The organism is Tropicibacter sp. S64 (assembly GCF_049803835.1).
Lineage (GTDB): Bacteria > Pseudomonadota > Alphaproteobacteria > Rhodobacterales > Rhodobacteraceae > Pacificoceanicola.
This window is the reverse complement of sequence record NZ_JBNAGK010000001.1, coordinates 426,853-450,509: the sequence shown is the minus strand read 5'-3', so window position 1 is coordinate 450,509 and position 23,657 is coordinate 426,853. Positions and strand designations below refer to the sequence as shown.

General features: G+C 64.4%; 23 protein-coding genes. 11 read left to right on the top strand and 12 right to left on the bottom strand.

The window, feature by feature from the left end:
* Window positions 1–44 precede the first annotated feature (44 nt).
* The gene (gene hpaR / locus ACP159_RS02085) at window positions 45–509 is read right to left on the bottom strand and encodes a homoprotocatechuate degradation operon regulator HpaR (RefSeq protein ID WP_425097960.1); all 465 of its coding nucleotides are present in this window, start codon (window positions 507–509) and stop codon (window positions 45–47) included.
* A gap of 99 nt (window positions 510–608) precedes the next feature.
* On the opposite strand from hpaR, the gene ACP159_RS02080 reads away from it, so the two are divergent.
* The 6 genes from ACP159_RS02080 to ACP159_RS02055 are packed head-to-tail and all read left to right on the top strand — an operon-like array spanning window position 609 to window position 5,656.
* A complete protein-coding gene (locus tag ACP159_RS02080) occupies window positions 609–1,025 on the top strand; it encodes a 5-carboxymethyl-2-hydroxymuconate Delta-isomerase (RefSeq protein ID WP_425097959.1) in 417 nt (138 codons plus the stop codon).
* Between the two features lie 3 nt (window positions 1,026–1,028).
* Complete coding sequence (hpaE, locus tag ACP159_RS02075) at window positions 1,029–2,537, top strand: 5-carboxymethyl-2-hydroxymuconate semialdehyde dehydrogenase (RefSeq protein ID WP_425097958.1); 1,509 nt, start codon at window positions 1,029–1,031, stop codon at window positions 2,535–2,537.
* Window position 2,538: 1 nt separating this feature from the next.
* Window positions 2,539–2,970 carry an HD domain-containing protein gene (locus ACP159_RS02070; RefSeq protein WP_425097957.1) on the top strand — a complete coding sequence of 144 codons (432 nt, stop codon included), beginning with the start codon at window positions 2,539–2,541 and terminating at the stop codon, window positions 2,968–2,970.
* Between the two features lie 51 nt (window positions 2,971–3,021).
* Window positions 3,022–4,002, top strand: a complete 981-nt coding sequence (gene hpaD / locus ACP159_RS02065; RefSeq protein WP_425097956.1) for a 3,4-dihydroxyphenylacetate 2,3-dioxygenase — start codon at window positions 3,022–3,024, stop codon at window positions 4,000–4,002.
* Window positions 3,999–4,862 carry a fumarylacetoacetate hydrolase family protein gene (locus tag ACP159_RS02060; RefSeq protein ID WP_425097955.1) on the top strand — a complete coding sequence of 288 codons (864 nt, stop codon included), beginning with the start codon at window positions 3,999–4,001 and terminating at the stop codon, window positions 4,860–4,862. The genes hpaD and ACP159_RS02060 overlap by 4 nt, the downstream gene beginning before the upstream one ends.
* Window positions 4,859–5,656, top strand: a complete 798-nt coding sequence (locus tag ACP159_RS02055; RefSeq protein ID WP_425097954.1) for a 2-oxo-hepta-3-ene-1,7-dioic acid hydratase — start codon at window positions 4,859–4,861, stop codon at window positions 5,654–5,656. Before ACP159_RS02060 ends, ACP159_RS02055 begins: the two co-directional genes overlap by 4 nt.
* 96 nt (window positions 5,657–5,752) lie before the next feature.
* Here ACP159_RS02055 and ACP159_RS02050 read toward each other — a convergent pair whose 3' ends face one another.
* Complete coding sequence (locus ACP159_RS02050; protein ID WP_425097953.1) at window positions 5,753–5,962, bottom strand: DUF4287 domain-containing protein; 210 nt, start codon at window positions 5,960–5,962, stop codon at window positions 5,753–5,755.
* Between the two features lie 215 nt (window positions 5,963–6,177).
* Here ACP159_RS02050 and rpiB point away from each other — a divergent pair, with 215 nt between their 5' ends.
* A complete protein-coding gene (rpiB, locus tag ACP159_RS02045; RefSeq protein ID WP_425097952.1) occupies window positions 6,178–6,627 on the top strand; it encodes a ribose 5-phosphate isomerase B in 450 nt (149 codons plus the stop codon).
* A gap of 19 nt (window positions 6,628–6,646) precedes the next feature.
* Here the strand turns inward: rpiB and ACP159_RS02040 are convergent, their stop codons facing one another.
* The 7 genes from ACP159_RS02040 to ACP159_RS02010 form a co-directional block, all read right to left on the bottom strand.
* Complete coding sequence (locus ACP159_RS02040; RefSeq protein ID WP_425097951.1) at window positions 6,647–7,627, bottom strand: LysR family transcriptional regulator; 981 nt, start codon at window positions 7,625–7,627, stop codon at window positions 6,647–6,649.
* Between the two features lies 1 nt (window position 7,628).
* Window positions 7,629–8,663, bottom strand: coding sequence for an ABC transporter ATP-binding protein (locus tag ACP159_RS02035; RefSeq protein ID WP_425097950.1), 1,035 nt, complete (start codon window positions 8,661–8,663; stop codon window positions 7,629–7,631).
* Window positions 8,660–9,652, bottom strand: coding sequence for an ABC transporter ATP-binding protein (locus tag ACP159_RS02030; RefSeq protein WP_425097949.1), 993 nt, complete (start codon window positions 9,650–9,652; stop codon window positions 8,660–8,662). Before ACP159_RS02030 ends, ACP159_RS02035 begins: the two co-directional genes overlap by 4 nt.
* A gap of 4 nt (window positions 9,653–9,656) precedes the next feature.
* A complete protein-coding gene (locus ACP159_RS02025) occupies window positions 9,657–10,616 on the bottom strand; it encodes an ABC transporter permease (RefSeq protein ID WP_425097948.1) in 960 nt (319 codons plus the stop codon).
* Window positions 10,613–11,593, bottom strand: a complete 981-nt coding sequence (locus ACP159_RS02020; protein ID WP_425097947.1) for an ABC transporter permease — start codon at window positions 11,591–11,593, stop codon at window positions 10,613–10,615. The genes ACP159_RS02025 and ACP159_RS02020 overlap by 4 nt, the downstream gene beginning before the upstream one ends.
* Window positions 11,594–11,750: 157 nt before the next feature.
* Entirely contained in the window at window positions 11,751–13,310 is a 1,560-nt protein-coding gene (locus ACP159_RS02015) for an ABC transporter substrate-binding protein (RefSeq protein WP_425097946.1), read from the bottom strand.
* 246 nt (window positions 13,311–13,556) lie between these two features.
* Window positions 13,557–14,108, bottom strand: a complete 552-nt coding sequence (locus tag ACP159_RS02010; protein WP_425097945.1) for an exonuclease domain-containing protein — start codon at window positions 14,106–14,108, stop codon at window positions 13,557–13,559.
* 190 nt (window positions 14,109–14,298) lie between these two features.
* Between ACP159_RS02010 and ACP159_RS02005 the strand changes: the two genes are divergently transcribed.
* The 4 genes from ACP159_RS02005 to ACP159_RS01990 all read left to right on the top strand — a co-directional run bounded on the left by ACP159_RS02005 (window position 14,299) and on the right by ACP159_RS01990 (window position 18,320).
* A complete protein-coding gene (locus tag ACP159_RS02005) occupies window positions 14,299–15,795 on the top strand; it encodes an alkaline phosphatase (protein ID WP_425097944.1) in 1,497 nt (498 codons plus the stop codon).
* 108 nt (window positions 15,796–15,903) lie between these two features.
* Entirely contained in the window at window positions 15,904–16,323 is a 420-nt protein-coding gene (locus tag ACP159_RS02000; protein ID WP_425097943.1) for a hypothetical protein, read from the top strand.
* A gap of 3 nt (window positions 16,324–16,326) precedes the next feature.
* Window positions 16,327–17,013 (top strand): ABC transporter ATP-binding protein, encoded by a 687-nt coding sequence (locus ACP159_RS01995; RefSeq protein WP_425097942.1) that lies wholly within the window; start codon window positions 16,327–16,329, stop codon window positions 17,011–17,013.
* Window positions 17,007–18,320, top strand: coding sequence for an FtsX-like permease family protein (locus ACP159_RS01990; protein WP_425097941.1), 1,314 nt, complete (start codon window positions 17,007–17,009; stop codon window positions 18,318–18,320). Before ACP159_RS01995 ends, ACP159_RS01990 begins: the two co-directional genes overlap by 7 nt.
* A gap of 100 nt (window positions 18,321–18,420) precedes the next feature.
* Here the strand turns inward: ACP159_RS01990 and ACP159_RS01985 are convergent, their stop codons facing one another.
* The 3 genes from ACP159_RS01985 to ACP159_RS01975 form a co-directional block, all read right to left on the bottom strand.
* Window positions 18,421–19,053, bottom strand: a complete 633-nt coding sequence (locus ACP159_RS01985) for a glutathione S-transferase family protein (protein WP_425097940.1) — start codon at window positions 19,051–19,053, stop codon at window positions 18,421–18,423.
* Between the two features lie 267 nt (window positions 19,054–19,320).
* A complete protein-coding gene (locus ACP159_RS01980) occupies window positions 19,321–21,975 on the bottom strand; it encodes a methyl-accepting chemotaxis protein (RefSeq protein WP_425097939.1) in 2,655 nt (884 codons plus the stop codon).
* A 71-nt stretch (window positions 21,976–22,046) separates the two neighbouring features.
* Window positions 22,047–23,192, bottom strand: a complete 1,146-nt coding sequence (locus tag ACP159_RS01975) for an ABC transporter substrate-binding protein (protein ID WP_425097938.1) — start codon at window positions 23,190–23,192, stop codon at window positions 22,047–22,049.
* Window positions 23,193–23,657 lie beyond the last annotated feature (465 nt).

Here is a 23,657-nt window from a genome sequence, read left to right as displayed (position 1 = left end):
TCAACACGAGGGGGCGGTCCGGGTACGCGAGGCAGGACGCGGCCTCACTGCCCGGTGTTCATCCTGTCGATGAGCGTTTCGATCTGGTCCAGGAGCGTTTCGATGGCGTCCTTCCCGACCTGCGCCTCGATCCGAGCGTAAATTTCGGCGCTTTCGGGAGAGGCGTCGGCCAAGAAACGGGCGCCGGTCTCGGTGAGGCTGATGAGGGTGCGGCGGCGGTCGGCGGCGTCCTTGCCCGACGCGATGAACCCTCGGGCTTCGAGCGATTTGAGAATACGGGAGAGAGACGGCGCGAGGATCGCGGCGCGGGTGGCAAGCTCGGTGGCGTCCATCCGGTCGGCCTCGTCCAGAACGCGCAGCACGCGCCATTGCTGCTCGGTCACGTCGAGCCGGTTCAGCATGGGCCTGAATTGTTCCATGACCGTTTCCCGCGCCCGCAACAGCGCCATCGGCAGGGTACGCCGGGTGCGGGCGAGCGCGGTGCTGGAAGCCGTCTGGCGTGTCTGCATGGAACGGTACCCTCCGGAATGCCGAAGGTGTACTTCACATGTTAAGGATTGACAACCGGCACAGTGTTTAACATGTGAAGAGAAAGAGGGGGGAGAGTCATGCCGCATCTGTCCATCGAGTATTCGCCGGGGCTCGCGCCGGAGGTCGTCGAACGGTTGTGCCGCGCGGCGCACGGGGCGATGACCACTGCGGGGATCTTTCCCCTGGCCGGCATCCGGGTGCGGGCGCACCGGGCGGATGTGTGCATTGTTGCGGACGGGCTGGTGGAGAATGATTTCGCCGCGATGACCCTGTCCGTCGGCGCAGGCCGGACGACAGATGTCCTGAAGGCGGCGGGAGACCGGATCTTTGCTGCAGCGCAGGAGGTGCTCTCGGAGCGGCTTGCCGAGCCGCATTTCGCCCTGTCGCTGGACATCCGGGTGTCAGACCCGACGCTCAGCTGGAAAGACACGCCGATCCACGCCCGGCTCTCGCCCCAAGGGGACGAACCGACGCCGGAGCAGAAAGAGGACTGAGACATGACGCTTGAAAGCAATATCGCCAGGGCGCGGGACTATATGGCCCGCTTTGCCGAAGGGGGCGTGATGAACCATATCGGCGGCGCTTCGGTGCCTGCGGCGTCTGGCGCGACCTTCGAAACCGTCTCGCCCGTCGATCTGACGGTGCTGGCACAGGTTGCACGGGGCGCAGAAGCGGATATCGACGCGGCTGTGGCGGCAGCGAAGGCGGCTTTCCCGGGCTGGTCGAAGACCCCCGGCGCGGAGCGGCGCAAGATCCTCATCAAGGTCGCGGAGGCCATCGAGGCGCGGGCCGAGGAAATCGCCTTCACCGAGTGCATGGACACCGGACAGGCGCTGCGCTTCATGTCGAAGGCGGCGATCCGCGGCGCGGCCAACTTCCGCTACTTCGCCGATCAGGCACCGGGCGCGGAGGACGGCGCGGTGACGCGCACGCCGACGCAGATGAACACCACCTCGAAGCGCCCCATCGGCCCGGTGGGGGTCATCACGCCCTGGAACACGCCTTTCATGCTGTCCACGTGGAAGATCGCCCCGGCGCTGGCCTCCGGCTGCACGGTGGTGCACAAGCCCGCCGAATTCTCGCCGATGACGGCGAAGCTGCTGGTGGAGATTGCCGAGGAAGCCGGCCTGCCCAAGGGCGTGCTGAACGTGGTCAACGGCTTCGGCGAGGATGCGGGCAAGCGGCTGACCGAGCATCCGGACATCAAGGCCATCGCCTTCGTCGGAGAAAGCCGCACCGGCTCCATGATCATGGCGCAGGGCGCGGCGACGCTGAAGCGGGTGCATTTCGAGCTGGGCGGCAAGAACCCGGTCATCGTCTTCGACGATGCCGACATCGACCGCGCGGTGGATGCCGCCGTCTTCATGATCTACTCGCTGAACGGAGAGCGCTGCACGTCGTCCTCGCGTCTTCTGGTGCAGGAAAGCATTTACGACGACGTCTGTCAGCGCGTTGCCCAGGCGGCGAAGCGCATCAAGGTTGGCCATCCGCTCGACCCGGAAACGGTTGTCGGCCCGCTGATCCATCCCGAGCACGAGGCCAAGGTCCTGTCCTACATGGACAAGGCCCGTGCCGAGGGTGCGACGATCGCCGCCGGTGGCGGCAAGGTGGGGACGGAAGGCTGCTACGTCGCGCCGACTCTCTTCACACAAGCGACCAATGACATGGCCATCGCGCAGGAGGAAATCTTCGGCCCCGTGCTGACCGCGATCCCCTTTAGGGACGAGGAAGAGGCGCTGCGCCTAGCCAATGACGTGCAATATGGCCTCGCCGCCTATCTCTGGACCAACGATCTTGGCCGCGCCATGCGCATGACGGACGACTTGCAGGCCGGGATGATGTGGGTGAACTCCGAGAACATCCGCCACCTGCCGACGCCCTTTGGTGGCGTGAAGGCCAGCGGCATCGGCCGTGACGGCGGCGACTGGTCCTTCGACTTCTACATGGAGACGGTGAACGTCTCCTTCCCTCGCACCGGTCACAAGATTCCGAAATTGGGAGGCTGAGATGGGACTAATTGGAGACGCCTTCGAACTGGCCCTGACCGCCCACGCAGGACAGGTGGACAAGGCCGGTGCACCTTACATCGGGCATGTCGCGCGGGTCGCCGCGCGGGTGCCGGAAGGGCCGCATGCGGACACCGCGCGTGTCGTGGCACTTCTGCATGACGTGGTCGAGGACACGGCGGTGACTCTGGGCGAGATCGGGACACAATTCGGCCCGGAGATCGCCCATGCCGTCGACGCGCTGACCCGCCGCGCGGGGGAGACGTCGGAGTCCTATTACACCCGCGTCAAGAGCGATGCGCATGCGCGGATCGTCAAGCACGCCGACCTGGACGACAACGCCGATCCGGTTCGGTTATCCTTGTTGCAGGAGGACACCCGGGCGCGGCTGACCGCGAAATATGCGTCCGCGCGGGCTGCCCTACAGGACTGACAAGCCCGGACCAGCTCCCCCGATCCCTTCGCATCCGATACGGAGACCGCCATGCCCATTCCCGCCCCGAACCTTTACCCGCCTTTCAACATCATCCGTCTGAGCCATGTCGATTTCGGCGTGACGGACCTCGCCGCGTCCAAGCGCTTCTACGTCGATACGCTGGGCCTCCAGATCACCGACGAGGACGAGAGCACCGTCTACCTGCGGGCGATGGAGGAGCGCGGCCATCACTGCATGGTTCTGCACAAGTCGGACGCCGCGCATGTGAAGGCGTTGTCCTTCAAGGTCTTCGACGAGGAATGCCTCGACAAGGCAGAAGCGTGGTTCACGGCGCGGGGCCATGCCTGCACCTGGGTCGAGCGGCCGTATCAGGGCCGGACGCTGGCGACGCATGACCATCTCGGGATGCCTGTCGAATTCTACCACAAGATGGATCGTCTCGCGCCGATCCATCAGAAATACGCGCTCTACAAGGGTGTGAAGCCACTCCGCATCGACCACTTCAACTGTTTCGTGCCGGACGTGGACGCCGCTGTTGCCTTCTACAACGAGATCGGCTTCCGGGTGACGGAATACACCGAGGACGCGGAGTCGAAACGGCTTTGGGCCGCCTGGACCCATCGCAAGGGCGGCGTGCATGACATCGCCTTCACCAACGGTCTCGGCCCACGCCTGCACCACACCGCCTTCTGGGTGCCGACGCCCCTGAACATCATCGACCTGCTCGATCTGATGTCGACCACCGGATATGTGGCCAACATCGAGCGCGGGCCGGGGCGGCATGGCATCTCCAACGCCTTCTTTCTCTACATCCTCGACCCCGATGGTCACCGGATCGAGATCTACTGCTCCGACTACCAGACCGTCGATCCGGACCTCGAAGCCATCAAGTGGGACCTCAAGGACCCGCAGCGTCAGACCCTCTGGGGCGCTCCCGCGCCGCGCAGCTGGTTCGAGCATGGCTCGCTGTTTCAGGGGCTGGAGCCGCAACCCTCGACCCTCGGCGCCTCGCCGATCATCGCGCCATGAGCCGCCTTGTCGCCTTTCACGCGGGAGGACAGGACCGCTATGGCGTTGCCTCCGAAACCGGCATCGTCGACCTGACGGCGCAGTTCGGCACCCGCTTCAGGGGCCTCAAGGAGGCCGTCGCAGCCGGGGCACTGGCCGAGCTTCTGCAGGCCGCTGACGGGTGTGCGCCGGACTGGCAGGAGGAGGACGTCACCTTCCTCATCCCCATAGCAAACCCCGAAAAGTTGATCTGCGTCGGGGTGAATTTTCCGGACCGCAACGCGGAGTACAAGGACGGGACCACGGATGCGAAGGCTTTCCCCAGCCTGTTCATCCGCTTCCCGCGCAGCTTCACCGGCCATGGCCAGCCGCTGATCCGCCCGCCGGAGAGCGAGCAACTCGACTACGAAGGCGAGATCGCCATCGTCATCGGCAAGGGCGGCCGCCGCATTGCCCGAGAGGCGGCCTACGACCACATCGCCGCGCTGACGCTCTGCAATGAAGGCACCATCCGCGACTGGGTCCGTCATGCCAAGTTCAACGTCACGCAGGGCAAGAACTGGGACCGCTCCGGCTCCATCGGGCCTTGGCTCGTACCTTTCACGCATGCGGCGCAGCTTGACGACGTCAAGCTCGAAACCCGGGTGAATGGCGAGGTGCGCCAGCAGGACCGCACGTCACGCATGATGTACGACTTCCGCTATATCGTGAGCTACGTCTCCACCTTTACGACGCTGGTGCCCGGCGACGTGATCGTCTGTGGCACGCCGACCGGCGCGGGCGCGCGGTTCGATCCGCCAATCTGGCTGAAACCCGGCGATGTGATCGAGGTGGAGGCGGAGGGTATCGGTATATTGCGCAACACGGTGGAGGAAGAATGACCCCGGACGAGATCGAAATCGCCGCGGCGGACCTGCTGATGGCGGAGGAGACCCGGAGCCAGATTGGCCTGCTGTCCCTGCGGCACCCGGAGATGACGCTGGACGATGCCTATGCCATCCAGTCGGCGCAGATGGCGCGGAAGCTGGCGCAGGGGCGCAGCATCCTGGGTTGGAAGATCGGCCTGACCTCGAAGGTCATGCAGGAGGCGCTGAAAATCGACACGCCGGATTCGGGTGTGCTCTACGATGATATGCTGTTTGAAACCGGAAGCACCGTTCCGAAAGGCCGCTTCATCCAGCCGCGCGTCGAGGCGGAGATCGCCTTCGTCATGAAAGCGCCGCTGGACGGGGATGTCACGCGTGAGCAGGTGCTGGCGGCGATGGAGGCCGTCGTGCCGTCTCTGGAGATCCTCGATACCCGAATCCTGCGCGCCGATCCGATGACCGGCAGGGCGCGGGTGATCGTCGACACCGTGTCAGACAATGCCGCGAACGCGGGGATCGTGCTCGGGGCGGAGCGCCACGCGCCGGACGCCCACGACCTGCGCTGGACCGGGGCGATCGTCCGCAAGGATGGCGAGGTCGTCGCCACGGGCCTCGGCGCCGCCGTTCTGGACGATCCCGTCATGGGCATCGTCTGGCTCGCCCGGCGCATGCATCAATACGGCCAGCGCATCGAAGCCGGTCAGGTCATCCTTTCCGGCAGCTTCATCGCACCGCTCGAATGCCCGCCGGGCACCGTCATCGACGCCGATTTCGGGGCCTTCGGCTCCGTCGCCATCGCCTTCGACTGACAGTGTCTTGCGCCTGCTGCGTCTCATGCGGCATCCAAACGGACGACGGGCGATGATGCGCCCGTTCGCCGCCTCCGGACAGATCCGGTTTTGCTGTCAGGTCTTGCCCGCCATCACATGGGCGACGATGGCGTTTGCATTACCGTGCCCCAGGCCGTGTTCCGTCTTGAGCCAGTTGACCCGCTGCATGTGCGCCTCCCCTTCCAGCGCTTCGACCATGTCGAGCCATTCCTGGATCGGCCGCCCGTATTTCTTCTCGATGGACGGAAAGTAGGAGGCGGGGCCTTTGACGGGAGCGTCGGTCATGTTGGGGTCCTTCGCGTTTCGCGGCATGTGCGTGGCCCAGAAAACCCTCCGGACGCGATCCGCGCAACACTAATCTCAGGCGGAGCGCACGCTCCGAAACCGACCACAGGACCAGCATCCGACGGCATCAGTGACCGTTTGTGACAGTTCCGGATTTGACCTGCGCCGCCGATTGGGGTTTGTGGCAGCAAACCTCACCACGCGGGACCCCTTCCATGACCGAGACCAGACGTATCGTCCTTTCCAGCGACCACGCAGCGATTGCCCTGCGGCAGGCAGTCGCCCGCCACATTGCCAGCCTCGGCTTCGAGCCGGTCGACATCGGCCCGACCTCGCCGGAAAGCACCCATTACCCGACGCATGGCGCGGCCGCGGCGCACAAGGTCGCGTCGGGGGACTGCCATCTCGGCATCATCCTCTGCGGGACCGGACAGGGCATCATGATGGCCGCGAACAAGGTCAAGGGCATCCGGTGCGGTGTCTGCGCGGACGAATTCTCGGCCCGGATGATCCGCGCCCACAATGACGCCAACATGCTGTCCATCGGCGCACGGGTGGTCGGAGAAGGCCTTGCCCTGGCGATTGTCGAGGCGTTCCTGACGACGGAATTCGAAGGCGGGCGGCACGGCACGCGCGTCGACATGATCACCGACCTCGAAGGCTGACGCGGTCTGGCGAAGCGCGTCAGGACGCGGTCTTGCCCGGGTTCAGGCGCGTGACCTTGTGGTAGGCGGTGACGCCGTCCAGCGGCATTCCATCCCGTGCCGCGACCGCGCGCCAGACCTTGTCCAGCATCGGTTTGCGATTGTCGCGGCGGCGGTAGAGGCGGATCTCGATGTCCGCCTCGAACCGCGCATCGCCTGCGGGCACCAGCGTGCCGCCGTCGAGCTCCCGGTCGCAGAACCGGCGGGGCAGCCAACCAAGTCCGAAGCCCTCGGAAATCAGCGCCTTGACCGAGGACGACAGCGCGTTGGAGCTGACCAGCAACGTATGCGCCGTGCCCTCGTGCCGCTCCAGCAGGTCGTCGACGATGGGACGCAGCACCGAGGCGGAACCGTAGGAGATCAGCGGCACGCGGGTCTTGTCCTTGCCCGGCAGGCGGAACATCGGTTGACCCTGCGGATCGGGCCGCGAAACGGGGATGAACCGGTCGTGCGTGATGGTGACGTACTCGAACGCCCCCTGATCGAGCGGCGCGAGAAAGCCCAGCGCCGGGTGCCAGTAGACCATGACGAGGTCGACGCCGCCGGACTGCAACGCGGCGGCGAATTTCTCGGCGGGCCATGCGGTAGCGCCGAGGTCGACCGACAGGTGCCCGGCGTCCACGTGGCTCTGGAAGTGGCTGTTGTGGTAGGTCGTATAGAGCGATTGGCTGGCCGCAAGGCGCAGCAGGTTCTCGTCCTCCACCTCCGCTGCCTGGCACCGCTCGATGGTTTCCTCGACGGTGCGCAGCATCGCCTTGGCCTGATCGTGGAAGATCGCCCCGGCGGGGGTCAGCGACAGCGGCAGGGTCTCGCGATTGATGAGGGTCGCACCCACGGCGGCCTCCAGTGCGCGGATGCGGCGGGAGAAGGCGGGTTGGCTGACGTGTCGCTCCTCGGCGGCGCGAGAGAAGCTCTGCGTCGCGGTCAGGGCGATGAAATCGCGCAGCCAGTTGAATTCCACGTCAGACGGCCTCTCGCATGTCCTTGTCTGCCCGACCTTCCTCTACTGCGTGGCAAGCCACAAGGCTTCCGTCGGGTTGCCGCAGGCTCGCGGGCTTCTCGGACCGGCATCGGGTGTTCGCAAGCGGGCAGCGGGTCTGGAACGGGCAGCCCGAGGGCAGGTTGATCGGCGTCGGGATCTCGCCCCTGAGCCGGATGTGATTCGGACGGTCGTCCTTGAGTTGCGGTACGGCGGAGAGCAGCGCCTTCGTATACGGGTGTTTCGGGTTGGCGAACAGCGTCCGCGTGTCGGCCACCTCGCAGATGGAACCGAGGTAGAGGACGACAACCCTCGTCCCGAAATGCTCGACCACGGAGAGATCGTGGGTGATGAACAGGTAGGTGATGCCGTGCTGCTCCTGCATCTCCAGCATGAGGTTCAGCACCTGCGCCTGAATGGAGACGTCGAGCGCGGAGATCGGCTCATCGGCGACGATGAACTCCGGATCGACGGTCAGAGCGCGGGCGATGGCGATGCGCTGGCGTTGGCCGCCGGAAAGCTCGTGCGAATAGCGCGAGGCCCAGGCCGGATCGACGCCGACGGATTTCATGACGGCGGCGATCTTGTCCCGGATTTCCCCGGCACTGGCCTTCGGGTTGTGATACGTCGTCGGCTCTTCCAGCGTCTGCCCGATGGTCATGCGCGGGTTGAGCGAGGCATAGGGGTTCTGGAAGACCATCTGGATCTTCTTGCGGATCGGCAGCAGGTCGCGGCCCCGGAGCGTGTCGATGCGCTGGCCGTCATAGGTGATCGACCCGGCGGACGGCTCCAGCAGGTTGGCGACCATCCGGGCGACGGTGGATTTGCCACAACCGCTCTCGCCGACAACGCAAACCGCCTCGCCCTTCGCGATGTCGAAGGAGATGTCGTTGACGGCATGCACGGCTGTGGTGTCCCGGACCAGCTTGCCTTCTCTGAATTTCAGGCTTTCGAGAAAGCCGCTCTCGACGTCGAAGTGCTTTTCCAGATTGCGGATCTGCAGGAGTGGGGCGGTCATTGCGCGGCCTCCGTCGTCAGGTCGGCGTGCAGGCGCTGGACCTCGTGGCAGGCGACCTGCACGTCGCCGTATTGGGTGATCGGCGGCATGGTCTGGCGGCAGATGTCCGTTGCCAGAGGGCAACGCGGGTTGAAGGGGCAGCCGTCCGGCATGGCCGAGAGCGTCGGCATGGTGCCGGGGATCTGCTTGAGGCGGGAGCCGGGCGGCGTCTGTTGCGGCAGCGCGTTGATGAGGCCTTGCGTATAGGGATGCTGCGGGTCGTTGATGATCGAGCGGGTCTTTCCCGACTCGATGATGCGGCCCGCGTACATCACGAGCGTGCGCTCGGTGATCTGGGACACCACGCCAAGGTCGTGGGTGATGAGCATGAGCCCGACCATGTTCGACCGGCACATTTCAAGCAGCAATTCCATGATGTCGGCCTGAATGGTCACGTCGAGCGCGGTGGTCGGCTCGTCGGCAATGATCAGTTGCGGATCGAGCAGCAAGGCGATGGCGATGACGATGCGCTGGCGCATACCACCCGAAAGTTCGTGCGGGTATTGGTCGAGGCGGGCCTCCGGGGAGGGGATGTAGACTTCCTTGAGCTTGACCAGTGCGATCTGACGGGCTTCCTCATGGGAGAGCTTGCGGTGTGCGCGCAGGGTCTCGATCATCTGCTGGCCGATGGTCAGGACGGGGTTCAGCGTCACCATCGGGTCCTGAAAGATCATCGCCATGCGGTTGCCGCGCAGGGCGCGGACCTGCCGTTCAGACATTTTCAGCACGTCCTGCCCCTCGAACAGGATCTGGCCGCCGTCGATATAGCCGGGGCGCGAGAGCAGGTTCATCAGGGCAAAGCCGGTGATCGATTTGCCCGCGCCGGACTCGCCGACCACGCCGACCCGCTCGCCGCGGGCGATGTCGAAGGAGATGCCGTTGAGGGCGGTGACGGTCTCGCCGCGCTTGGCGAATTTGACGGTGAGGTCACGGACGGAAAGCAGGCTCATCGGATCACCCCTTGTAGAGTTTCGGGTTGAGCACGTCGCGCACCCAGTCGCCGAGCAGGTTGATGACAAGGACCAGCACAACCAGAACGACACCCGGAATCACCGTGATCCACCAGCTTCCCGACAGGATGTAATCGAAGCCCGCGGAGATCAGCGAGCCGAGCGAGGGTTGCGAGGGCGGCATGCCGAGGCCGAGGAACGACAGGGAGGCTTCGGAGATGATGGCGTTGGCCACCTGCACGGTGGAAATGACGAAGATCGGGGAGAGCGAGTTCGGCAGGATGTGCCGCACCATGATCCGCCCCGGGCCGAAACCGAGGACGCGCACCGCGTCGACGTATTCCTTTTTCTTCTCGGCCAGCACCGTGGCGCGGACGGTCCTTGCATATTGCGGCCATTCGGCGACGCCGATCACGAGGATCAGGAAGATCACCGCGTATTGGCCGAAGACTTCGGAGCCGAAGAGGGCCTGGGTCAGGGCGAGAAAGATGATCGCGACCATGAGGGTGGAGAAGGACAGTTGAATGTCCGCAAGGCGCATGAGGATGCTGTCCGTCCTGCCGCCGACATAGCCGGAGATCAGGCCGATGGAGATGCCGAGGAAGGCCTGCACCAGCACCGCGCAGAGTCCGATCATCAGTGACAGGCGCGTGCCGTAGAGGATGGTGGACCACAGATCGCGGCCCTGATCGTCGGTGCCGAGCCAGAATTCCGGGAGCGAACCGTCGATCCATGACGGCGGATATTCGGAATTCATGATGTCGATCTGCGCCGGATCGTAGGGATCGAAGGGCGCGATCAGCGGGGCGAGCAGGCTCAGCATCGTGATGATGACGAACACCGTGAAGGAGACGATGGCCACCGGGTTGCGTCGGAAGCTGTAACCGATGTGGCTGTCCCAGAGCGCCTTGAACCGGGACGGGCGGCGCGGCAGCAGGACGGGGTTTGCGGATTGGTCGGTCATGCGCCCAGCCTCGCGAGTTTGACGGTGGGATTCACAAGCCCGTAGATCAGGTCGACAATGGTGTTCGTCACGACGAAGATGAAGCCGACCACGATCAGGTAGGCCACGATCAGCGGCGTGTCCGTGCGGTTGACCGCTTCGAGGAACATCGAGCCCATGCCGGGCCAGCTGAAGACGGTCTCGGTCAGGATCGTGTAAGCCACCATCGTCCCGATCTGCACGCCGCCCACGGTGATGACCGGCAGGAGCGTATTCTTCAGCGCGTGGATGAAGTAGATCCGCCAGGGCGCGATGCCTTTTGCCTTGGCGAAGCGGACGTATTCGGATTGCAGCACTTCCATCATCTCGGCGCGGATCAACCGGATGAACATCGGCAGCATGATGGAGGAGAGGGCAATCGAGGGCATGACGATATGTGCCCAGCCGTCGAGGGTGAGGAAGTTGGTGTCCCAGTACCCGAAGACATGCACGGTTTCCCCGCGTCCGAAGGACGGCGCCCAGCCGAGTTCTACCGAGAAGAGGTAGATCATCAGGATGGCGGTGAGGAAAACCGGGATGGAGATGCCGACGATACTGATCGCCATGATGGCGCGGCTCAGCCAGCTGTTCGGCTTGATGGCGGTATAGACGCCGAGCGGGACGGAGAGACCGACGATGATCACCGTCGCGCCGAAGACGAGTTCCAGCGTCGCGGGCAGCTTTTTGAGGATCACGTCGACCGCCGGTTCCTTGAAGAAGTAGGAGGTGCCGAGGTCGCCATGCACGGCGTTGCCGAGAAAGCGCCAGTATTGCACGAGAAAGGGGTCGTTGAGACCGAGCTGGTCGCGCAATTCGTTGCGGGTCTCTTCCGAGACGGACTGGCCCACGAGTTCGCGCAGGGGGTCGCCGAGATTGCCCTGGATGGCAAACCCGATGAGCGAGATCACCAGCATCACGGCAATGGCCTGGAACACCCGTTTGACGAGGTAAGCGAACATGGACGGCGGTCCTCCTGGAAGTCAGGCCGGGGTCGGCCCCGGGCACAGGATGGCACACGGGCCGCGGAAGAACCACGGCCCGTGGCGGAAATGAAGGGCGAAGGACCGCCCTTCCAGGGGAAGATTGACCCGGTTTGCCCGGGCTCCGATCCCGGTCTTACTCGGAGACGACGAGGTCGCCGAAGTAGGGGAAGTCGAGCTGGTTCACGATCTCGTCGGCGTTCATGCCGGCTTTTGCGCCCCAGGCGAGGTCCTGCCAGTGCAGCGGGATGAAGGCCGCTTCGTCATAGAGGATCTTTTCCAGATCCTGCAGCATCTTGGCGCGAGCTTCCGGATCGGTCTCGGCATTCGCCTTGTCCATCAGCGCATCGGCTTCCGGGTTGCAGTAGTTGCCGGAGTTGTACTGGCCATTGCCGTTGTCCGGGTTCGGACAGGCGGTCAGGAACTGGTGGAAGTTGGCCGAGTCTTCGGTGTCCGAGTGCCAGCCGATCATCATCATGTCCGCCGCACGCTCGTCGAAGGCGGGCCAGTACTGCGCCTTCGGCATGGTCTGCAGGTCAACCTTGATGTTGATCTGCGACAGCATGGAGGCCACCGCCTGCGCGATCTTGTCGTCGTTCACATAGCGGTTGTTCGGCGCCAGCATGGTGATGGAGAAGCCGTCGGCATAGCCCGCCTCGGCCATAAGCGCCTTGGCCTTCTCCACGTCGAAACGCGGGGTGATGTCGGCAGAGTAGCCGGCGTAGCCCTCGGGGGAGGCCTGCGCGCCCACGGTGGCGAACCCGCGCATGATGCGGTCCACGATCCCGGCGTTGTTCACCGCGTAGTCGATGGCCAGACGCACCTTCGGGTCCTTGAACGCCTCGACACGGTTCTGGTTCATCTGGAACGTGATGATCCGGGTGCCCGGCATGGTGATCAGGTTGACGCCCTCGGCATCCTCGATCCGCTTGAGGTCGGTCGGCGGCACCGGCGCGATGAAGTCGACGTCACCGGACAGCAGCGCCGCGACGCGGGTCGGATCTTCCTTGATCGGGGTCAGGACGATATGGTCCACGTTACCCTTGGACTCCGTGTCCCAGTAGTTCGGGTTGCGCTCGAACTCGACCTTCACACCCTGTTCGCGGGCGGTCACGGTGAACGGGCCGGTGCCGGAGATGTTGCGCGAGGCGAAGCTGTCACCGTGCTTGACGATCTCGGACTTGTCCTTGCCGTCCTCGGTGGTGCCCTCGTAGAAGGCGCTGTCCATCGGGAACATGTAGGTCATGGTGTGCAGGACCAGCGGATAAGGCTCGGCGGTCTTCACCTCGATGGTATAATCGTCGACGGCGGTGATGCCGGTGAAGGGCGCGAAGATGCCCTTGAAGTCGGGGCTTTCCTTGACGCGGTCGAAGGTCCAGACGAAATCCTTCGCGGTCATCTCGTTGCCGGAATGGAACTTGACGCCTTCACGCAGCTTGAAGCGCATGGTGGTGTCGTCGACCTGCTCCCATTCGGTGGCGAGGCGCGGCTCGAACTGCAGGTCCTGCGTCCAGCGCACCAGCGGATCGAAGGTCATGTGGCTGAGCTGCAGCGTGCCGCCCGACAGCTGCTCATACGGGTCGAGCGAGACCGGGTCCGCATCGTAGGCGACGTTCAGCGTGACTTCGGCATAGGCCGGGGCCGCGAGCGCGATGGCCAGCGCGGAGGCGGCGACGCAGGATTTGAGAAATGACATATTATGACTCCCTGTTTGACTGGCGCGACCCTAGGGAGGGGAGGTTGCAAAGGGCAAATGCCGATGTTGCATGAGGCCATGCGCCGGGCACATGATGCCATGCGCATGAGGGTATTTTTACGCGATTACAAAATCTTGACCCCGCTTTCGCGGTTAGCGTCGACGAAGAACCCTCTTTTCGTGACGCGCCGTCAATGCGGATCTTGATCAAATTCCGGTCAATCCACCCCGGCGAATCCCGAAGACTCACCCGGCAAATACGGTTTCGGCCCGCAGCACCACCTCCGCCGCCGCACGGGCATCTTCGCCCGCGTCGTGGTGACGGAAATCGAGGCCAAGGTAGTCCTTGAGCGAGGCCAGCCCGTGCCCGCCGTTGCGCTTCAGCTCCGGCCAGGCTTTGCGTGCGACGAGCACGCTGTCTCGCCATTCCCATTCAGGTGCATCGCGCTGGTACTCCCGGCACCCGGCGGCAATCGCCGCCTTGTCGAAGCCGGAATGCTGGTAGATCACATGCCCGCTGAGCCGTGCCTCGATCACGTCGAGCACATCACACAGAAGGGGCGCGCCGATGACATGTTCGCCGGTGATCCCGTGGATGCGGGTGCAGGACCAGTCGTCGGTCTGCGGGTCCACATAGGTCACCCAGGTGTCGATGGAGCGGTCGAAACGCACGCAGGCAATCCCGAGCTGGCATATGCTGCCGCGCTGGTTGTTCGCGGTCTCCACATCGAGCGCGAAGAAGCGGAACGGCCCGTCCGGCAAGGGGGCGATCAGCGGCGATTGGCGGACGAGACCCATGAGCGGCTCCGGTTCTGGCGAGTGTTCGGGTATAGAACACGCGGTCCGCAAGGCCAAGCGGCCGGGAGTCAGGACGTGTCAAATACTGTCATGAAAGCATCACGCACCCGTTACACAGCGCCCCTAAGGAGCACCTGAGCTGTCAGCCCGAACGGGTTGGCGATCGAAACAGCCATCAGGAAATGCCCGCATGAAACGCACCTTGATCTCCGCTCTGGCCCTGAGCGCGGCAACCGCCGTCTCCGCACAGGAGCTGCCCTCGGTTCAGACCGACAACGACTGGTTCACCGCCGGTGAGACCACAATCCAGGAAATCATCGCCCGCCAGGCCAACACCGGCAAGGCGAAGAACGTGATCCTGATGATCGCCGACGGCAACGGCGTCGGCACCAACTATGCCACCCGCCTGTACGTGGGTCAGCAGAAGGGCAACTTCGGCGAAGAGGAAGTGCTGCCCTACGAGACCAACGATTTCTACAACGGTATCGTGAAGACCTACAACATCAACGCCCAGACCCCGGACTCCGCGCCGACCGCAGGCGCGATGAACACCGGCGTGAAGCAGCGCTTCAACCTGATCAACCTCTCCGGTTCGGCGATCCATGACGATTGCTCGACCGTGGCTGGCAACGAACTGACCACTTTCGCCGAGATCGTCGAGGGCATGGGCAAGTCGGTCGGCATCGTGACCACCGCCCGCGTGACCCACGCCACCCCGGCCGCTGTCTACTCCAAGACCGCCAACCGCAACTGGGAAGACGAGCTGCCGGAGGGCTGCACCGCCCAGAAGGACATCGCCGCCCAGATGATCGACTCGATGACCTCCGGCATGGTGGACATCGTGCTCGGCGGCGGTTCGCGCTACTTCACGCCGAAAGGCGCGCAGACCCCGAACGGCGGCACCGGCCATCGTCCCGACGGTCAGGATCTGCTCGCCGTGGCAAAGGATGCGGGCATCCAGTACGCTGCCAACCTCGAAGAGCTGAACGCGCTGGACATGGGCAAGCCGATCCTCGGCCTGTGGACCGACAGCCACGTCTCCTATGAAGCCGACCGTCCGGACACCGAGCCGTCGCTGGTCGACATGACCCGCACCGCCATCGAGTTCCTGAGCCAGAACGAGAACGGCTACTACCTCGAAATCGAGGCTGGCCGTGTCGACCACGCCAACCACGCCGGCAACTTCGCCCGCACCGCCGCCGATGGCATGATCTGGACCGAGGCCGTGGCTCTCGCCGATGAGCTGACCAACGACGAGGACACCCTGATCATCGTCACCGCCGACCATGAGCACGCCATCACCTTCAACGGCTACTGCGGGCGCGGCACGCCGATCCAGGGCCTGTGCTATGGCATCTCCCAGACCGAGGACAAGCACACCGATGAGCCGAACCTCGCGGATGACGGCAAGCCTTACTCGGTCATCACCTATGCCAACGGCTCCGGCTCGATCCTGCTGAAGGGCGAAGGCGAGAACGACTACTCCGGCTCGCGTCCCGAAGTCACCGAAGAGGAAGCGATGGATCTCGACTACCTCCAGCAGGCGCTTATCCCGATGGAATCGGAAACCCACTCCGGCGAGGACGTGGCCGTCTATGCCAAGGGTCCGTGGGCGCATCTGGTCGATGGCACGATCGAGCAGAACGTGATCTTCCACGTGATGAACCACGCCATCAACGCCGAGTGACCGCGTCTCGATGACCACCGCACGGGGCCCGGCACCGTCAGGGCCCCGTGTTTCGTCCCAAGGGGCGACAAGCCCGCCCCCGTTGGCGGAACCGAAGGAAAACATACGATGCTCACCCGCCGCCGTTTCGTCAGCGCCGCACTTGCAACGCCGCTCCTGGCCCGCCCGGCGCTTGCCGCCGATGAGGTTCTCAAGCTGCGCTATCTCTATGACCGCAAGGCGATTTCGCAGCTGGCGAAGGACAGCGAAGGCCAGAGGATCTCGGTCGATGGCTACATGGCCCCGCCCCTGAAGGCGGAAAGCAGCTTCTTTGTCCTCACCCGCCGCCCGATGTCCGTCTGCCCGTTCTGCGAGACCGAGGCGGATTGGCCGAACGACATCCTTGCCGTCTATACCAAGCGGACAGTTGACGTGGTGCCCTACAACAAGAAGATCGTCACCTCCGGCGTGCTGGAACTCGGTGCCTACAAGGACCCCGAGACCGGCTTTGTCAGCCTCGTCCGCCTGGCCGACGCGAGCGTCGCCTGAACCATGGGACTGCCTTTGACTGTTTCCGGCCTGACCGTGACCAGCGATCGCGGCCGCGTCCTGCTCTCTGTGCCCGACCTGCAGGTTTCCCCCGGTACGCTTGTCGGCATCGAAGGGCCATCCGGTGCCGGCAAGTCAACGCTGCTCTTTGCGCTTGCGGGTCTGCTGCAAGCCCGGGGGCATGTGCGCTGGGGAGATGTCGACATTTTCAACCTGAACCTGGAGCGCCGGGCCCGGTTTCGTGCGGACCGGATCGGTATGATCTTTCAGGACTTCCTGCTGTTCGAGGAGTTGGGCGCGGCAGACAACGCGGCGCTTTCCGCCCTTTTCCGGCCCCGCCGCGAGCGGGCGGCTCTGCATGCCCGCGCCCGCGCGCGCCTCACGGCGCTGGGGCTCGCCGATACCGGCCTCCGCGGGGTCTCCAGCTTCTCCGGCGGCGAGCGCCAGCGGGTGGCCATCGCCCGCGCCATGGCCTCCGAAGCGCCGGTGCTGCTCGCCGACGAACCCACCGCCAGCCTCGACCGCGCCGCCGCCGACCGGCTCATCGACGATCTCGTGATGCTGGCGCGGCAAACCGGCTGCACGCTGATCGCCGTCAGTCACGACGCACGGCTGATCGCCCGCATGGACCGCGTCCTGACGATTGCCGATGGCACCCTGACCGCAGACAACGAGGCCGCGCCATGCTGACCCTCTGGGACACCCTCCCCGCCCTCGCGCAGGACAGCCTCGCGACGGCGCTTCTGCTCCTGCCTGCGCTTCTCGTCGGTGGGATCGTCCTGCGCGGATTCGCGCCATGGCCGCTGGTACGCGCCATCCTCAGCCGGTTTCGCGGCGCTTCCACGCTGTTCGTCCTGCTAATCGCCATTTCCGTCGGCATGGGCATCGGCCTTCTGGCGCAGGAGCGCGGCCTGCGGCACGGCACGGCGCAGGCGGCCGACAAGTTCGACCTGATCGTCTCCGCTCCCGGCAGCGAGATGACCGTGATGATGGCCGCCGTCTTCCTGCAACCCTCGGACATGCCGCTGTTGGATGGCGCGACCTACACCGAGATCGCGGGCAACGAGAATGTCTCCATCGCCGCGCCACTGGCTTTTGGCGACAGCTATGGCACGTCCTCCGTGGTCGGGACTACCGCCGATTTCGCCCGTTACCTTGCCGACGACCGGATCGAGGGTCGGATGTGGGCAGCGCATGACGAAGCGCTTGCGGGCGCGCTCGTTCCGCTGGACATCGGCGAAGACTTCGAGCCCGCGCATGGTCACGGCGACGCGGCGGAAGAGGACGCCCATGGCGATGCCCATCTGACGATCGTCGGCCGCCTCGCCCCGACGGGTACGCCCTGGGACCGGGCCATCCTTCTTCCGATCGAAAGCGTCTGGGAGGTCCATGGCCTCGCCAATGGCCATGCACCGGAGGCCGGGGACCAGCTTGGCCCACCCTTCGATGCGGACTACTTCCCCGGCACCCCTGTCATCGTGGTCCGGTCCGAGGCGCTCTGGGCCAACTATGCCCTGCGCTCCGCATTCACCCGCGACCGCGAGACCATGGCCTTCTTCCCCGGCGCGGTTCTGGCACAGCTGTATCGCGTGCTCGGCGACGTGCGGCAGATCATGTCGTTGATGGCACTGGTCACCCAGATCCTCGTGGCCGCAGCCGTCCTGCTCGGGCTGTTCATCCTCTCCCGCCTCTTCCACCGGCAGATCGCGCTCTTGCGGGCGCTCGGTGCTCCGGCCCGGTTCGTCTTTGCCGTGGTCTGGTCCTTCGGTGCGGTCCTGTTGCTCGCCGGATCGCTGCTAGGGCTCGGACTCGGTTTCGCCGCTGCCACGGTCCTGTCCCGCGTGGTGACCGCCCGAACCGACATTCTGGTCAACGCACCGCTCGGCTGGAGCGAGATCCATTTCCTCGCTGGCTTCGTCTCCGTGACGCTACTGCTGTCGCTGGTCCCGGCCGTTCTCGTTTTGCGCCAACCCATTGTACCCAGCCTTCGCGTGTGACGCGCCTCGGCCGGACTGCTGCTCGGCGCGGTGTCGCGTACATCACGCGCCGATCGAAGCTGGTCCAGGAGGGACGCGCCCTGCGGTTCCGGCCCGGCAATCAGGCGGCGCGGCGAACCGCGATGCCCTCGCCCTCAAGTGCACGCAAAACGGCGGGCCGGGAAAGCATCCGGTTGTGATGCGCCGCCAGTGACGGCGGCAGATTCACGCCCTTTTCCACTGCCCACCGGGTCATGTAGAACAGCGCCGCATCGGGGATGCCGAATGCGCCCATCAGGTAATCCTTGTCACCCAGGACATCGACAAGCGTCGCAAAGCCGATGGCGATCTGCGCCTTGCCGTGGGTGACGAGTTCCTCCTGGAACGCGGGCGTCGGGGTGAACTTGCCGGGGACAATCACGAAGGTAAAGCCGCGCATGTGTACCGAGCCGACCATGTAATCCATGATTTCCATGACCCGCAGGCGGCCCTCCGGATCAGACGGCACCAGCGCCGCATCCGGGAAGGCGTCGGCGAGCCAGAACGCGATCGCTTGAAACTCGGTCAGCAGCGACCCGTCATCACGCACGAGTGCCGGCACTTTGCCCTTGGGATTTACGGCACGATAAGGTGCATCCATCTGCTCCTTGGCGGCGAAGTTCAGTGCATGGGCTTCGAACCGGGCGCCCACTTCTTCGAGCAGAACCCGAATGCCGATGCCACAGCTGCCCGGCGATGAATAGAAATGCATCATGGAAATCCCTCTCCCAAGGCCGCGACCACAGCAGGCCTCTTGGTCCGGCGTGGCGGTTTCCGCATGTTGCAGAAACCTGCTCGCTTTCCAAGACCCTGACGGCGCTTGACTGCGTCACCGCACGCAGGGCCGGGGAACCCGCCCTCTATTCGCGGCGGATGAGTTGCCTCTAACCATAGTCCATACAGCCGTCGTCGGACGGTCCGAAATGGCGCAGAAGATCGAGCAACCGGGAGCGATCGCCCGATCCGTCCGCGCCGACCGTCCTCAGGCCGCTCGCACGTGTCGCGGTCTGGCCTTGGGCGCGTCTGCCGCTTGAGAGTCCGCACGTGGCGTCACGTCCGTCGTGAACCGGGCTGCGAGGCTGGCCATGCGCGCCGCGTCCGCCGTCATCCTCTGCGTGGCTGTTGCCGATTCCTGGACCATCGCAGCGTTGTCCTGGGTCACGCGGTCAAGATTGTTCATCGCGCTGTTGACCTCCTTGAGGCTCACCGACTGCTCCATTGCAGACTGCGCTATGCTGCTCATCATACTCGAAACCGCGCCGAACCGGTCCAGCATGGCCGTCAGCGCTTCTCCGGCGCGACCGACAAGATCGACACCTTCATCAACCTGCGCCGCGCTTTGGTCAATCAGTGCCTTGATCTCCATGGCGGATTCAGATGACCTGTGGGCAAGCCCGCGCACCTCCGCGGCGACCACCGCGAAACCGCTGCCGGACGATCCTGCGCGCGCCGCCTCGACCCCGGCATTCAGGGCCAGCAGGTTGGTCTGGAAGGCGATGTCGTCGATGACACCGACGATGCGCGAAATGCTGTCTGAGCCGCTCTTGATCTGCTGCATGGCACCAATCGCGTCGCGAACGACATCGCCGGTTTGCTGAGCTTCGGCGCGCGCCGCATCCAGGCTGTTCTCCGCGTCGCGGGCACTGTCGGCCGAGGCGTTGACCGCCGACGTCACGAGATCCAGCGCAGCAACGGACTCTTCCAGCGTCGCGGCCTGGTTCTCCGTACGGCGCGACAGGTCCTCTGAGGCAGAGCCGATCTGGTTCGCGCTGTCCTGGAGTCCCGTCGAGGTGTCGGCCATGTCTTTCAGCATGTCGCGCAACGTTTCCTGCGCCCGGTTGAAATCGTCCCGCAACTTGGCATAGCCCTCAGCCACGTCGGCGGTGATCTGTTGCGACAGGTCGCCACGCGACAAGCGCGCGAGGCCGCCACCGATGGCCGCTACCGCGGCATCCTGCTGCTCCGACCGAAGCCGTTGCTCCCTCTCCTGACGTTCGGCCATTTCACGTTTTTCCAGAAGGCCATTCCGGAAAACGGCAAGGGCGCTGGCGATCCGGAATATCTCTTCGCTCGACCGCTCAAACCCTTTGACCTCGGCCAGGTCGCCTTCGGCGAGCCGCTCTGTCGAGGCACGCAGCCTGTCGAGCGGCCGGTTGACCATCCAGCGGGTCAGCACGAAGGCCAGCAGAACGGCCCCGCCAAGCGCAAAGAGCAACTGGTTTACCTGTGCATTCGCTTTGGCCACGTCCGTCCGGATGCCATGCGCCATGTTCGCGATGGCTGTCAGGTTCTCCGAAGCCAGGTCGCTGGCGACATTGCTGATGGTGTAGACCGCCGCCGACGTCGACTTCGCGGCATCCGCAGCCATCGAATCCGCTTCCAGCATGGCGAGTTTGTAGAGTAGCAACCCGGTCTCCGGATCGCCGAGCGCGGCCAGCGCATTCAGATCCTCGCGCAGCCGCCCATCGGAGAAATCCTCGAAAACAGTCAGCTCGGACGCCGCCGAATTGAGACCCTCCGCCGCCGCCCGGGCTTCGGCGACGCCCGGTGCGATGACGAGGTCCAGCGCGGCCACCTGGAAGCGGTTGATGAGCTTGCTGATAGAGAACAACGTGTTGATCTGTCCGACCTCGTTGTCGAGCAGCGACTGGATTGCGTCGCGACTGTTTCCGATGGCCTCTTCGGCGTTGATCGTGAGCATGAAGACCGTGTTGTCGATTGCGTCAGACAGCGACTGGTCGAGATCACGGCGGGTTTCGAGGATGCGCGGCTGCATGCTCGGACGGGGAAACCCGTTGGTGACGATGAGTCCGTCAAAGAACGCCGCGGCCTCCTGCAGGACCGGAACGTAGTCCCGCGTCGTCGGATTGCCGGAAAGCTGCTCGATCGTGGATTTCAGCCGGGCTTCGGCCGAATTTGTGACATCGGCAAGCAAGGTTCGCGTCCCGATGTCGTCCGTCATCTGGAGCGCGTAGAGCATCCCCGCAAGCAGGTTGGCCTCGGCCCGTGCCTGCAACAGGCCCTGCAATCCGCTGAATTGTTCCTCGACCAGGGTCTTGAGCGTGGTCTCGACGCCACTGATGGTCGACTCACCGCCCAATGTGAGGTCGAAGTAAGCCTCGTCGGCGACTTCGATCATGTGCGCCTGCAACGATGCGCTTCGGGTTTGCAGGACGTCAATCCTCTCGGCGATGCCCATCTGGTTGGTTTGCTGGGTCTGCCGCGCCCCGACCAGCCGCGCCAGCATTGCGTTGGCATTCCGCGCGTCGCCCTCCACAAGTGGGCGGACATCCTCGGGAAGATCGGAAACGACGGCATTCAACGCGGCGGTCGCTTTTTCAACTTCGTTGGCTGCCGTCGCCAGCGCCTCCGCGTTGCGCTCGGTAAGCACATCGACCATGGCATTCTTCGTACCGTCCGCGGCTTCGATCAGGGCGCTGCTGTTTTCAAGCGCGGACAGTCGCACGCTGGTCAGGTCGGTCATGCTGTCGGTGATGCTGGAAAAGGTCATCGAGGCAACCAGTCCCACGAGCATCGAGACACTGCCAAGGGCGACCAGGATCAGCATGATCTTGGAGCTCAGTTTGGAAAAGGGTCGCCAGGTGCGGCGGCTCGCCGACGGTGTCTGCTCGGTCATGTTATTCTCGCCATTTGATACGACGTTGGAAAGACAGGCCCGGCCACCACGGCGACCGGGCCCTGAAGAAGTCATTCGATGGGTTCGAAACTGCCGTCTTTGGTGATCCGGGTGAGGAACACGCTGTCCATGCCCTGATTGTCTCCCGGTCCGAACTGCATGGTGACACCGCCGAAATCGAGCGTGGACAAATGTGACATGGCCTCGAGGTACCCCGCGCGGGTGAGATCCTGCCCGGCGTCTTCCAGCGCCTTGATCGCAAGACGACCCGTCAGATACCCCTCGAGCGAGACGAAGCCCGGCGCGGCGGACGGATCGACCTTCGCCAGCGCAGCCTGGTACTGCGCCACGACAGGGATGGAGTTGTCCCACGGGAAGGGCACCACCTGGCTGATGATCACACCTTCACCGGCATCACCCAGCTCTGCGGCAAGTGCTTCGGACCCGACAAAGGAGATGTTCACGAAGGTCGGATCGAATTTCAGTTGTCGCGACAGCTTGATGAACTCGGCGACGGGCTTGTAGGCCCCGACCATGACAACCGCGTCAGGCTTCGCCTTGCGGATGTCCAGCAGGGCCGTCTTCACCGCCGTCGTGTTGCGCGTGTAGGTGCCTTCCGCAGCCAGCGTCATGCCGCGTTTCTCAAGAGCTGCCTGCACACCGGCAAGGCCGACGCGCCCGAAACCGTCGTCCTGGTAGAGGATGGCCACGGACTTCATGCCCTGTTTGTCCACCAGGTACTGAATCCACGCCTCCGTCTCGGCGAAATAGGTCGCGCGCACGTTCAGCACGTTGCTGAGCGCCGCATCGCGGAGGAACCCGGCCCCGGTGAACGGGCCGATGTAGGGCATGCCCGCCTCTGTGGCGAGCGGCTGCGTCGCTGCAGCGGTCGGGGTGCCGACTGCGCCAATCAGGCCGATGTGGTTGTCGCCGCCGATCACCGATTTCACGTGGGAAATCGACTGGTCCGGCTCATAGCCATCGTCCTGGCTGTCGAGTTCGAGCGTCCGACCATGGACACCGCCCGCCGCGTTCGCCTCTTCGAAGGCGGCAAGCAGGCCGAGGCGCATACCCTGCCCAAGCGCCGCGGCGGGGCCTTCGAGCGCCGCCACCTGCGCAAAGCGCACATGCGCATTGTCGATACCCTGGGCAGCGTTGGCGACAAGGGGCAGCGAACAGGCGAACGCCGCGGTTGTGATCATGGATCTGAGCTTCATGTCCCGAATATTCCTCTCGTTGGATACGGAGGGAGTCATTCCACGGGAAAGCTTTCCACACCGTTAGCGCTGCCCGTTTCCAGGCTGTGCCGCTCGCCCCGCCAACGCCGGGCGCATGGTAGTGACGCATCACCATCGGACAGACCGCCCGGTGCTTACGCCAGAACCAATGTCCGAGGTATTGGAGAGCGATGACCTCGTGAAATCAATGCCTTGCTTTCCAAAGCCGCCGGATGATCGTGTTTGCCGCGCAAGGACAAGCGCGGCGACAAAGCGCCCCTTGGATCGCTGCGCCGGGGGGGTAAAAGTAACTCAAATCCGTATCATATTCCGGACTCGACCCAGTCGCCTGTCACGCCGGTCGAGGAAAGCCGCCGCGCCCTGCACGCAAGTTGGCAATTTGGAGTCAACGCGGGCTGCCGGTTCTGCTATTGTCTCAAAATCATTCACCATTCCGGCCGATCC

Excerpts from the sequence above, each read along its gene's own strand:
- ACP159_RS01990 (WP_425097941.1), top strand. The coding sequence starts at position 17,007 with ATGCTGACCCTCTGGGACACCCTCCCCGCCCTCGCGCAGGACAGCCTC.
- ACP159_RS02020 (WP_425097947.1), bottom strand. The coding sequence starts at position 11,593 with ATGTTCGCTTACCTCGTCAAACGGGTGTTCCAGGCCATTGCCGTGATG.
- ACP159_RS02005 (WP_425097944.1), top strand. The coding sequence starts at position 14,299 with ATGAAACGCACCTTGATCTCCGCTCTGGCCCTGAGCGCGGCAACCGCC.
- ACP159_RS02080 (WP_425097959.1), top strand. The coding sequence starts at position 609 with ATGCCGCATCTGTCCATCGAGTATTCGCCGGGGCTCGCGCCGGAGGTC.
- ACP159_RS01975 (WP_425097938.1), bottom strand. The coding sequence starts at position 23,192 with ATGAAGCTCAGATCCATGATCACAACCGCGGCGTTCGCCTGTTCGCTG.
- ACP159_RS02015 (WP_425097946.1), bottom strand. The coding sequence starts at position 13,310 with ATGTCATTTCTCAAATCCTGCGTCGCCGCCTCCGCGCTGGCCATCGCG.
- ACP159_RS02030 (WP_425097949.1), bottom strand. The coding sequence starts at position 9,652 with ATGAGCCTGCTTTCCGTCCGTGACCTCACCGTCAAATTCGCCAAGCGC.
- ACP159_RS02055 (WP_425097954.1), top strand. The coding sequence starts at position 4,859 with ATGACCCCGGACGAGATCGAAATCGCCGCGGCGGACCTGCTGATGGCG.
- ACP159_RS02025 (WP_425097948.1), bottom strand. The coding sequence starts at position 10,616 with ATGACCGACCAATCCGCAAACCCCGTCCTGCTGCCGCGCCGCCCGTCC.
- rpiB (WP_425097952.1), top strand. The coding sequence starts at position 6,178 with ATGACCGAGACCAGACGTATCGTCCTTTCCAGCGACCACGCAGCGATT.
- hpaE (WP_425097958.1), top strand. The coding sequence starts at position 1,029 with ATGACGCTTGAAAGCAATATCGCCAGGGCGCGGGACTATATGGCCCGC.
- ACP159_RS01995 (WP_425097942.1), top strand. The coding sequence starts at position 16,327 with ATGGGACTGCCTTTGACTGTTTCCGGCCTGACCGTGACCAGCGATCGC.
- ACP159_RS02010 (WP_425097945.1), bottom strand. The coding sequence starts at position 14,108 with ATGGGTCTCGTCCGCCAATCGCCGCTGATCGCCCCCTTGCCGGACGGG.
- ACP159_RS02000 (WP_425097943.1), top strand. The coding sequence starts at position 15,904 with ATGCTCACCCGCCGCCGTTTCGTCAGCGCCGCACTTGCAACGCCGCTC.
- ACP159_RS02070 (WP_425097957.1), top strand. The coding sequence starts at position 2,539 with ATGGGACTAATTGGAGACGCCTTCGAACTGGCCCTGACCGCCCACGCA.
- hpaR (WP_425097960.1), bottom strand. The coding sequence starts at position 509 with ATGCAGACACGCCAGACGGCTTCCAGCACCGCGCTCGCCCGCACCCGG.
- ACP159_RS02035 (WP_425097950.1), bottom strand. The coding sequence starts at position 8,663 with ATGACCGCCCCACTCCTGCAGATCCGCAATCTGGAAAAGCACTTCGAC.
- ACP159_RS02060 (WP_425097955.1), top strand. The coding sequence starts at position 3,999 with ATGAGCCGCCTTGTCGCCTTTCACGCGGGAGGACAGGACCGCTATGGC.
- hpaD (WP_425097956.1), top strand. The coding sequence starts at position 3,022 with ATGCCCATTCCCGCCCCGAACCTTTACCCGCCTTTCAACATCATCCGT.
- ACP159_RS01985 (WP_425097940.1), bottom strand. The coding sequence starts at position 19,053 with ATGATGCATTTCTATTCATCGCCGGGCAGCTGTGGCATCGGCATTCGG.
- ACP159_RS02050 (WP_425097953.1), bottom strand. The coding sequence starts at position 5,962 with ATGACCGACGCTCCCGTCAAAGGCCCCGCCTCCTACTTTCCGTCCATC.
- ACP159_RS01980 (WP_425097939.1), bottom strand. The coding sequence starts at position 21,975 with ATGACCGAGCAGACACCGTCGGCGAGCCGCCGCACCTGGCGACCCTTT.